Below are 10,607 nucleotides of genomic sequence, written 5' to 3'. Positions count from 1 at the left end.
TTCTCAGCGGCTTCCTTGGCGGCCTTTTCCTCGGCGGCTTTCTTTTCGGCGGCGGCCTTTTCTTCCGCAGCCTTCTTCTCAGCTGCTTCCTTGGCGGCCTTTTCTTCAGCGGCTTTCTTTTCCGCGGCGGCGTCCTTGGCTGCGTCTTCCTTTTTCGCGGTCTTTGTCTTCACATCTTTTTTGGGAGCAGCCTTTTTTGTCTCGGTTTTTTTAGCGGCCGGCTCCTTCTTTTTGGCGGCGGCCTTTTTGCCGCGCGCTTTCTTGGCAGGCTTGGCGGCGGCTTTTTCTTCCGCCTCAGTGTTTTTATCTTCTGTGGATTTGATAAGACTGTTCTTTCCCATGCATATCCTCCGCGATGCCCAGCGATTACAATATTGATGTCACACGAAATTACGTTTGAATAAACTTGTCCCCTGCCTCCCTGAAGTGTGGTGAAATTTTGGGTGAAAAAAATCACAACCTTAAGGGAAGTGGGTTTTTATATGACAATCTCAAGCACTTGTAAAGAGTTTTCGCTTGATTATGGTTAAAGCAGATGCGCGACTCTTGGTTTTTTCTCGATTCTGTTATACGATTTTTGGAAAATTTTCCCCTATCGAACCAAAACCCTTGGATTCAGGACTTCTTATGAAAAAACTTATTATTTCAATGCTGGCGCTTCTGGCCTTTGGCCTTGGGCAGGCGGAGGCTTTCTCCATTCCCGGAGGAAATCAATCGGGCGTCAATCGTTTTTACCTGGCCCCCTCTTTGGAGCCGGCTGAACCGCTGCAATTAAAGACGTTTCAAGCCAGGGCGGACCTTGGGTATACCAACGAATTCGCCTTGATGACCTCTCCTAATCATATCGTTCTGGCGGACATGGAGTGCCTGCAATTGACCACGGGCTTTTCTGCGGGTTTTTTCTGGGATTCCGAACTCTCCCTGGATGTGGGTTTCCTTTCCTATAATTCCGGGGTGCTGGATTCCTTTTTGGAAAGCTACCACGACGCCTTAGGCGTGGGAAACTCTGGCCGGTCCATGCGGCCGGACGATCAGTTCGGGTATCAGATATCCTCGAACGGCAAGTCATGGTTCGACGATCCGGGCGTTGGGTCCGGCATTGCAGACCTCCGTTTGGGGGTGAAAAAGCGGGTTTACGCCAACGCGTGGATGACTGCCAGCGTCAAAGGCGTGATTAAACTCCCCACAGGAGACCCGGACAAGGTCATGGGAACCGGAGGGACGGACGCCCAACTGACCGTCCTGGCCGATTTCAAGCCTCACGATAAGGTGACCTTGTCCCTGGCTGGAGGATATACGTGGTTGGCCAGGCCGGATTTCCTGGAGGATGTGGAGATTGATTTTTCCGACACATGCTTCGGCGCTTTGGGTTTGGCCTATCAATTCACGCCGGGTTTCTCCGGGTTCGTGCAATCCGTGTATTGGCAAAGCCCATATGGCGGCACGCAGGTCGTCGTTCTGGACAGGGATTACGGAGAGATAACTTTTGGAGGCAAGTACCAGTGGAAGTCCGGCTGGGGCGCGTACCTGGCCATGTCCGAAGATCTTTCCAGGTCCGCTGCGGATTTTACGCTTCATACCGGGGTGGAATTAAGTTTTTAGGACAAAAAAAGGGCGAAGACCGGCCGCCCGAATTGGGCTTGCGGCATCGCCCTTTGAATATTTATGCGTGGCCGGTTAACGCACCCGGCGTTTTAAGCGGCTGATATCCTTGATTGTCAGGGAGCTTCCGGAGATGGAGACAATTCCTTTCTCCCGCAAGACCCGGAGTTCCTTGTTGATGCTTTCCCGAGTGGCGCCCACCATGTCGGCCAGGTCCTTTTGAGTCAGACGCAGGCTGATGTTCAGGGTTTCGCCGTCACGGCGGCCGAAGGTGTCTCCCAGTTCCAGGAGCTTTTTGGCGAACCGCGCCGGGATGTTCAGGAAGCTGGTGTCTTCCAGAAGATCGTCCGTTCTCCTGAGGCGAATGGACAGGCTGGACAAGATGGCCTCGATGGCGCCGTCGCTTTTCCGCAGAAAATGCAGAAAATCGCTCCGGTTCAGCAACAGCAGCACCGTGGGATCCACAGCGATGGCGTCGGCCGACCGGGGCATATTGTCCAGAAGCGCCATTTCTCCAAAGAAATCCCCTTCGGAAAAAATGGTGACGATCATTTCGTCTCCCAGCCTGGAAGGCAGGACGATTTTCACGGCGCCGCTCTGAATCAAATAGAGTGTGGTGCCTTCGCTTCCTTTGCGAAATAAAACCTCGCCGGCCTTGACTTTTTGAATCCGTAACAGGGAGGCAAGTTCCGCCCTGTCCTCGGGGGTCAGGCTGCGAAACATGGGAATATGGCTGACCATCTCCATTGCGTCCATACACAAACGCTCCTATTCTCAGATTGACGGAGAAAACAGTTCGAGTTCTGATTTTAGTTAAATTGCATGAAAGTCGATTGTAGTCAACCCGAAAAGCCGATTACCTGAAAAATCAATGCTTTTGCATCAGGTGCGTCACAGCCTCATCCAAACCGTCCAAAGTCAGCTCAAACATTGGAAAGATATTGGAAATATTATGTATCGTCTGTGTATATCGCCACATGCGGCTGGGCACCGGATTAAACCAGCAATTATGTTTAAACGTCTCTGCTAAAAACTTCAATTGCTCTACCGAGGCAAGGCCGCTGCGTTCGTCCACGTACAAGGAGCCATCCGCGGCCATCAATTCATAGGGCGCCATGCTGGCGTCTCCAATAATGATGAGCCGGGTGTCCGGGTCGAAGCGGGTGAACTCCCGCACCCTCACGGGCTTCAAGCGCCTGGTGGGGTCCTCCCACACCGCGCTGTAAATGGTGTTGTGGAAGAAATAGGTTTTGATGTCCTTGAACTGGGCACGGGCGTAATCGAACAAGGTCTGGACCACGGGAATGTAGGGGTCCATGGACCAGCCCCCGTTATCGATCAACAGGATAACCTTAAGGCGGTCCTTGATGCTGCGTTCGAAAATAATGTCGATTTCCCCGCCGTTCCGGGTGGTCTGGTAGATGGTTTCATCCACGTTGACATGATCCTTGGGGCCTACGGGGATCATATGACGCAGGCGTTTCAGGGCCTCGCCCATGAGGGCCTCGCGCAGAGGGCCCTGGTGGCTGTAGTCCCTGTACCGGCGCTCCATGGCCACCTTGACCGCGGACTTGTTCCGGGACACCCCCCCGACGCGCATGCCGCCGGGATGGACGCCCGAGTGGCCCACGGGGCTGGTTCCGCCCGTACCGATCCACTTGTTGCCGCCGTCGTGGCGGCCGTCCTGGTCTTTGAGGCGCTCCTTGAAGTACTCCAGCAGCTCTTCGGGAGAGAGCTTGGCGGCCTCTTCCTCGCTGATGCCCAAGGCTTCGGCCACGGTTTCAGGATCGCTCAGCCAGTCTTCCAGCAGATTTCGGAGGAAGTCGTCGATTTCCACGCCCGCGTTTTCCGGCATCTCCGCCCCTTCAAAATGATGGGCGAAAGCCTGGTCGAACACGTCAAAGTACCGCTCGCTTTTCACCAGAATGGCCCGGGCCGAGGTGTAAAAATCGTCGATGGAGGTGATAAGGCCCATGCGCAGGGCCTTCTGGAGAGTCAGGAAAGCCGTGGGGCTGACCGGAACTCCGGCCTCTCTTAATATATAGAAAAAAGGAACGAACATATTTTAATACATCCTGCGGCGGTTGGACGCATTAACCGCCCGTTCGTAATCGCCGCTTTTCTTGAACAGGACGCCCAGGTAAGGCACATCGCTCATTTTTTTCTTAGGCTCGAAATCCGGGTCCGCTTGCAAAGCCCGCACCCAGTTGATGAGTTCGCGGGTGGCCGGCTTCTTTTCAATGCCGTCCAGCTCCCTCAGGCGATAAAAGGTGTCCACGGCCATTTCCATCAGGCTGTCGCTCAATTGGGGAAAATGCACCTTGATGATTTTCCGCATCATTTTGGGATCGGGAAAGGCGATGTGATGGAAGTTGCACCGGCCCAGGAAAGGATCGGAAAGGTCCTTTTTGGCGTTGGACGTGATGATCATGACCGGCCTGTTCTTGGCCGGGATGGTCTTGTCGATTTCGATGATGTCGAATTCCATCTGGTCCAGAACGTCCAGCATGTCGTCCTGGAAGTCCGTGTCGGCCTTGTCGATCTCGTCGATCAAAAGGATGGTGCGTTCCTCCGCCGTAAAAGCCTGGCCGATCTTGCCCATCTTGATATATTCCTCGATGTTGGATACGTCCCTGCTGGAGTCGCCGAACCGGCTGTCGTTCAGGCGGGTCAGGGTGTCGTACTGGTACAGGCACTCCACGAGCTTCATGCTGGACTTGACGTTCAGCACCAGGAGCGGCATCTTCAGGGCGTTTGCAATGGCGTGGGCCAGCATGGTCTTGCCGGTTCCGGGCTCGCCTTTCAAAAGCAGGGGCATTTCAAGCGCCATGGAGATGTTGACTATTTTTGCGAGTTCTTCGTCGAGAACATATTTGGTGTCGCCGGTAAATTTGGCTGCTGCTGTCATTAAAGTTGCTCCTTGTAACGAATCATGTTGGAAACTTCCTGGGTGAGTTCCAACACGCGGAGGGAAGCCTCCGGGTCCAGAGAACCCGTGCCGCAGGACGGGGTTATGAGGGATTGGGAAAGCAGGGTCGCCCGGTCAATTCCCAGGGCTTCCACCTGTTTCATGTCCGTTTGCCATCTGGCCTCCAGGGACTCGGCGAACTCGCCCATAATAAGTTCCTTGTCAATGGTGGGGACGATTCCCCAGGCGACGATCTTGCCGGCGTCAAAAAAGGCCTTTAAATCATCTTTATACATGACGAACTGTTCAAACACTTCATACTGGTCAAAGCTCACAATGTCGGCCGGAGAGTCCAGGACAAGAGACCAGTCCGAGTTGGCGCAAATGTGCACGCCCACCAAGGCACCTTCCTGGTGGATGGCTTCCATGATCTCTTCAAACAGGGCGGCGATGTCCTCCTTGGTCACGCTTAAAAAGGCCGAGGAGCCGAATCCGGCGAGAGCCGGCTCGTCAAGGAATATCAACACCTGCTTGCCGAAAGCGCCCAGCACCTTGGCCTGCCACCGGGCCTTGAGCGCCAGAATCTTCACCACCACGTCCCGCAGCCGATCGTCGTATAAAGCGGCCCGGCCGTCCTGATCCATCAGCGTGGTCGCCAAAGTAAAAGGGCCGGTCACCTGGCCTTTAATCGCCGAAAACTCCTGGGGCCAGGCCGTCTCCAAACGGTTTTTCAACGCGAAAAAGCCGGGGGCGTGCTCCGGCTTCATGGCGAAGCGGGATTCCTCCAAGGGCAGGCCCGCTTCCGTTACGGCCAGGTATTCTTCGTAAAAAGCCATGAGTCCTTCTTCGAACTCCTGGCTGCTGGTATCCACGTACACCTTTTCGCCCGTGTCCACCAGACCGGGAACGCCCGGCACAAACTGGTTCAGCATGCCTTCCTGGCGATACATGGGGAGTTGTATCCAAATGGGGACGTCCGGGGTGTGCCCCGCCACCAGATCCACCGCCTCTTCGTGGTCCTTCACAGGCAGGCTGCCGATTAACGCCGGCAAACACCCTGGCTTGAATGGCGTTGGTTTTTCCATATTCTCTCCTGGTTATATAGTTGGTTGGGTTCGTAAAAAACCGAGCAATCATTCTATCACAAGCATAACCCGCTTACAAGGCGCTGTCATCCGATAATTTACACGAACGTAAATATTCGGGGCCGGAACAGCAGTTGGAATAACTCTTTCCAGGCCGGAGTATTTTTATACAATAGCAACGATTCCAGGAAAAGCCAGGATGAAAATTAAACGCCGGCCCCTCCTTTTCAGCGCCCCTCCATTCTTTGCTTGACCTTCAGTCCGGTTTTCGTCATTGTTTGGGCGCTTGTCATTTTTCCAGGCCTTGAAAAAACCCTGAAAATTCACTGCAATTCCAATCCCACAGGAGGGCTCGCATTGCTGAAACTTATCAAAATTACGTTGATTTCCGTCCTTGTTATGGCCGTTGTACTATGCTCCGCCGCAGTTTACGCCGGGCGCACAGGAGCCATGGGCAGGGTGATGAACAAGGTGGAGTCCCACGCTCCTTACGAGATCAGCCGGGATGCGCAAATGATGCACAACGCCCTGACCGTCATGGATTGGCACTGCGACGCTCTTTTATGGGAAAAGAACCTGCTCAAGCGGTCCTCCAACGGACACGTGGACTTCCCCCGTTTGCGGGAGGGCAACGTCTCCGTTCAGATGTTTACGGTGGTCACCAAATCCCCTTCCGGGCAGAACTACGACTCCAACACCGGGGAATCGGACAACATCACCTTGCTGGCCTGGGCTCAGGGCTGGCCCAAGGAAGCCCGCGACAGCCTTTTGGCCCGGGCTTTGTACCAAGCCAAAAAGCTGCATGATTTCCAGGCTGAAAAGCCCGAAGAAGTCATGATCGTGCGCACGAAAAAGGATCTGGAAAAGGCTTTGGCGGCTCGTAAAGACGCCCTGGCGGCCGATAAAACGCCTCCCACGGCCAGTCTCATCGGCCTGGAGGGTTGCCACGCCCTGGAAAACAAGCTGAAAAACGTCCAGGCGCTTTATGACGCCGGATACCGCATGATCGGCCTGCTTCATTTTTTTGACAACGAAGTGGGGGGATCCTTGCACGGGGTGTCCAGCAGCGGACTCACACCCTTTGGCCGGGACGTGGTTCGAAAATGCGAAGAGTTGAACATGATCATCGACCTGGCCCACTCCTCGCCCCAGGTCGCTGAAGACGTCCTGGCAATGGCGACCCGACCCGTGGTGGTCTCCCATACCGGCATTTACGGCGTCTGTCCCAAGAAGCGCAATTTCCAGGACGCGCTCATGAAGAAAATCGCCGACAAAGGCGGAATCATCGGCATCGGATATTGGGACGCCGTGTGCGACACTACCCCGGAAGGCGTGGTCAAATCCATCCGATACGCCATTGACCTGGTCGGCGTGGATCATGTGGCCTTGGGCTCGGATTACGACGGCAGCGTGACCACCCGGTTTGACGCGTCCGAACTGGCCATCCTCACCCAGACCATGATGGACAATGGCTTTACCGACGCCGAAATCGCCAAGGTCATGGGCGGCAACTCCGTCCGCTTTCTCATGGAAAATCTGCCGGATTAGGTTATATGCGCGGGAACCCCGCTGCTACCTGAGCGGAGACCGCGCGACTGCATATAAGCGGTTCCAAAAAGCATTTTCGCCCGCCGGACTTCCCCGGTTTCTACAATTTTTTCCGGTCGCGCCTTGAGTTCTAACGAACCCAGGCGGCAAACAACGCTGCCTGGGGCGCCCGACAAAAGGGGGCGCCCACGGGGGGGCGGCGGCATTGTTTCCGCAACCCTTGCCCACCCGGCTTCTCGTTCCCATGCTGCGCGTGGGAATGCATATATAACCATCTGAAATCAAATAGACTTCAAAAAAACGCCCTTCCGGAATTCACAAAACGCTCATACCACCTATGCTCTACACCCACCGGCCTTTCCCAACTTCAAATCCCAGGCCCGTATATTCGTTTTTGATTATTTTTCACACCCGTATTAATTACCCATTGACAGGAAACTTTACTATCAGTAATGTACTTAACCAATGGTTAACGGAAGCAAGTCAGCCAATTAAGGAAGCCGTCCATGGACAAGCAAAACCAACACAAATCCATCTGCCGCCAACGCAAGGAGCGGGAAAAGCAGCAACGCATCCAGAGCATCCTGGACGCGGCCCGGACGGTTTTTGCGTCCAAGGGATATTTAAAATCCACCATGGACGAAATCGCCATGGCGGCGGAAATCACCAAACCCACCATATATCTTTATTTCAAGAGCAAGGACGACCTCATCCTCAGCCTCATTCTGCCGTTGATCGCTGAAATCCGGGTTCACCTGAAAAAACTGGAAAAGAACCTGAATTCAGGAAAAATCCAGGACGGCCGGGACCTGGTTTTGGGAATTTTCCACGCCTATTACAATGCTTACGAGTCCAGCCCGGAGACTTTTCGGGTGCTGCAATTGTTCCAGCAAAAGGATCTTTTGGGGGACTTTAAACCGGAAATCCGCTCCGCCTTGGATGAAAAAGGCCGAAACAACGTCATATTATGCCGCAGCATGCTGACCCAGGGCATGGAAATGGGCCTTTTGAAAAAGGTGGACGTCTACGCGCTGGCGGATATCATCTGGGGCTTGGTTGTGGGCGTGGTTCAGTTGGAAGATTGCAAGAATGACGAAGAAAACAACCACAAGCTAAAAATCGGAACCCTGGGGCTCGCCCAGCAGCTTATCACCGAAGCGCTCACGCGCTTGGAATAGTCGCCTTTCTAAGTAAGACAGGAGAACCAAGAGAGATTATGTTAAACGTCGCCGAACTGCTTGATTGCGTAAAAAAGGAAGAAAGAGCCTCCCTGACCGAGGCGGAATCCAAGATTTTGCTGAGCGCTTACGGCATTCCCGTGGTGGAGGAGGCCATAGTCACGGAAGAGGATGATGCCGCGTCCCAGGCTCAAAAGATAGGCTTTCCTGTGGTGTTGAAAGGCCATGGCGCCAGGTTGACGCACAAAACCGAAAGGGGCTTGGTGAAGGTCAATCTGCGGTCGGATTTTGAGGTCATCCAGGCGTATAGGCAGATCAAGGAAGCCGCCGGCGAGGACTGGGAAGGCTGCCTGATCCAGCCCCTGGTGGAAGGAAAAAGGGAGTTCGCGGCAGGCTTGGTCCGGGACCCTCAGTTCGGCCCTACCGTGATGTTCGGCCTGGGCGGCGTGTTTACGGAAGCCTTGGGCGACGCGACATTTCGTATTGCTCCTTTTTCGGAAACGCAGGCGGAGGTCATGCTGGACGAGATCAAAAGCAGCAAGCTCCTGGGCGCTTTTCGCGGCGAAGAAAAGGCGGATCGGGACGCCTTGAAACAAACGCTTTTAGGCTTGGCCCGGCTTGGCCTGGAGCATCCGGAGATCAAGGAGGTGGACATCAACCCCTTGATCGTCACGCCGGACGGCAAGGTCAAGGCCGTGGACGCCCTGGTGGTTCTGGGCGAAAACGCCGACGCACCCATCGGCCCGGCTTTAAGCGAAGAAGAACAGGAGCAATGGATACAGGAAACCCGCCAGGCCTTGCATAGGGCGTTCAATGCGGAGTCCGTGGCCGTTGTCGGGGCAACCAAGCCGAACATCAGCGGGTTCGCCGGCATGTTCGGGTGCATGCATCTGTTTGGCTTCAAGGGCAGGCTGTACCCCATCAATCCCAAACTGGATGAAATTTACGGTCACAAAGCCTACCCCAACCTCACCGCCTTGCCTGAAAAAGTGGATCTTGTGATTGTTTCCGTGCCCGCCCGGGTGGTTCCGGGAGTTCTGCGGGAATGCGTGGCCACGGGCAATAAAGCCGTGCACATATTCACCGCGGGTTTCAAGGAATCGGGCGAGGAGGAAGGCGTCCGTCTGCAAAAGGAAATGAAGCAAATTGCAGTGGAGGGGGGATTGCGGGTTATCGGCCCCAATTGCATGGGCTTTTACGTGCCCAACAGACGCATGCTCACGTGGCAGATGGCCTCAAAAAAATCCGGCCCCATCGCGCTCATCAGCCAAAGCGGAGGCAACGCCCAGGAGATCACCCATTACGCCACAGGCCGGTACGGCATCGGATTTAACAAGGTGGTGAGCTACGGCAACGCCCTGACCGTGGAAAGCGCGGATTTTCTGGATTATCTGGCCGGGGACGACGAGACCGAAATCATAACCATGTATCTGGAAGGCCTGAAGAACGGCCGCCGTTTTCTAAAACTGGCCGAGAAAACCAACAAGAAAAAGCCCATTCTTATTTATAAAGGCGGCTTGAGCGAAACCGGCGCTCAGGCCGTGTCCTCCCATACCGGCGCCTTGGCGGGCGGCCCCAAAATCTGGCATTCCTTTTTCCGCCAGACCGGCTGTGTGCTGATGGAGTCCGTGGAGGAACTGGCCGAAGTCGCCATGGCTTTCCATTATTTGCCCGAAACCAAAGGGCCGAGAACGGCCGTTTTGGGTTACGGAGGCGGCGCCGGGGTGTCTGTGGCGGACAACTGCGCCAAGCTGAATTTGGCGCTGCCTGATTTCTCCGAGGACTTGCTGGGTAAATTGCGGGAGATCATCCCTCCGGCAGGCACCATCATCCGCAACCCCATCGACGCCATGATCGCCTATTTTGACTTTGACGTCATGGGCAAAATTTTCAAACTCATGGCCGAAAGCGACGAAATCGACAACGTCCTTATGTCCATTCCCCTGGATTGGCTCTTCAACAAGGAGGAAGGCGGCGGGTACATTGAGACCCTCACGCGGTACGTGGCGGAAGAAGGCGTCAAGCATCTGGGCGGCAAGCCGTTTATCGCCACCTGGAGGCAATACATGCCTTCGGAAAAAATACGCAGTTGGGCGCCCGTGATGGAAAAAATCCTCCTGGACGCGGGCATTCCCGTATACGAAGGCATGGCCCGGGGCATTAACGCCATGGCCAAGGTGACGGCTTATTACGATTTTCACGCAAAAAACAAATAGAAAACCGGGGCCTTCCTTTTTGACTGCTAAAGCCTCAGTTCTCCGTCATCCCCGTGCAGCCATGAAGGCA

At 54.7% G+C, this 10,607-nt stretch carries 9 protein-coding genes; 4 read left to right on the top strand and 5 right to left on the bottom strand.

What is annotated here, in order from left to right:
• The coding region (locus tag G491_RS36210) for a hypothetical protein (protein ID WP_211239184.1) at window positions 1-341 on the bottom strand (341 nt) is incomplete at its 3' end.
• A 286-nt stretch (window positions 342-627) separates the two neighbouring features.
• Here G491_RS36210 and G491_RS0128115 point away from each other — a divergent pair.
• Window positions 628-1,602, top strand: coding sequence for a DUF3187 family protein (locus G491_RS0128115; protein ID WP_028316905.1), 975 nt, complete (start codon window positions 628-630; stop codon window positions 1,600-1,602).
• 75 nt (window positions 1,603-1,677) lie between these two features.
• Here G491_RS0128115 and G491_RS0128110 read toward each other — a convergent pair whose 3' ends face one another.
• The 4 genes from G491_RS0128110 to G491_RS0128095 all read right to left on the bottom strand — a co-directional run bounded on the left by G491_RS0128110 (window position 1,678) and on the right by G491_RS0128095 (window position 5,595).
• Window positions 1,678-2,358 (bottom strand): Crp/Fnr family transcriptional regulator, encoded by a 681-nt coding sequence (locus tag G491_RS0128110; protein ID WP_015949903.1) that lies wholly within the window; start codon window positions 2,356-2,358, stop codon window positions 1,678-1,680.
• 112 nt (window positions 2,359-2,470) lie between these two features.
• Window positions 2,471-3,664: a vWA domain-containing protein gene (locus G491_RS0128105; protein ID WP_028316904.1), complete on the bottom strand. Its 1,194-nt coding sequence runs from the start codon at window positions 3,662-3,664 to the stop codon at window positions 2,471-2,473.
• A 3-nt stretch (window positions 3,665-3,667) separates the two neighbouring features.
• The gene (locus G491_RS0128100; RefSeq protein ID WP_028316903.1) at window positions 3,668-4,510 is read right to left on the bottom strand and encodes an AAA family ATPase; all 843 of its coding nucleotides are present in this window, start codon (window positions 4,508-4,510) and stop codon (window positions 3,668-3,670) included.
• Complete coding sequence (locus tag G491_RS0128095; RefSeq protein WP_028316902.1) at window positions 4,510-5,595, bottom strand: uroporphyrinogen decarboxylase/cobalamine-independent methonine synthase family protein; 1,086 nt, start codon at window positions 5,593-5,595, stop codon at window positions 4,510-4,512. The genes G491_RS0128100 and G491_RS0128095 overlap by 1 nt, the downstream gene beginning before the upstream one ends.
• Before the next feature lie 357 nt (window positions 5,596-5,952).
• Here G491_RS0128095 and G491_RS0128085 point away from each other — a divergent pair, with 357 nt between their 5' ends.
• The 3 genes from G491_RS0128085 to G491_RS32995 all read left to right on the top strand — a co-directional run bounded on the left by G491_RS0128085 (window position 5,953) and on the right by G491_RS32995 (window position 10,537).
• Window positions 5,953-7,143 (top strand): dipeptidase, encoded by a 1,191-nt coding sequence (locus tag G491_RS0128085; RefSeq protein WP_211239183.1) that lies wholly within the window; start codon window positions 5,953-5,955, stop codon window positions 7,141-7,143.
• Window positions 7,144-7,649: 506 nt separating this feature from the next.
• A complete protein-coding gene (locus G491_RS34805; RefSeq protein ID WP_028316900.1) occupies window positions 7,650-8,321 on the top strand; it encodes a TetR/AcrR family transcriptional regulator in 672 nt (223 codons plus the stop codon).
• Between the two features lie 38 nt (window positions 8,322-8,359).
• Entirely contained in the window at window positions 8,360-10,537 is a 2,178-nt protein-coding gene (locus G491_RS32995; RefSeq protein WP_051327578.1) for an acetate--CoA ligase family protein, read from the top strand.
• Window positions 10,538-10,607: the final 70 nt, after the last annotated feature.

It is taken from the genome of Desulfatibacillum aliphaticivorans DSM 15576 (assembly GCF_000429905.1).
Classification (GTDB): Bacteria; Desulfobacterota; Desulfobacteria; order Desulfobacterales; family Desulfatibacillaceae; genus Desulfatibacillum; species Desulfatibacillum aliphaticivorans.
This window is presented reverse-complemented; position numbering and strand designations above follow the sequence as displayed.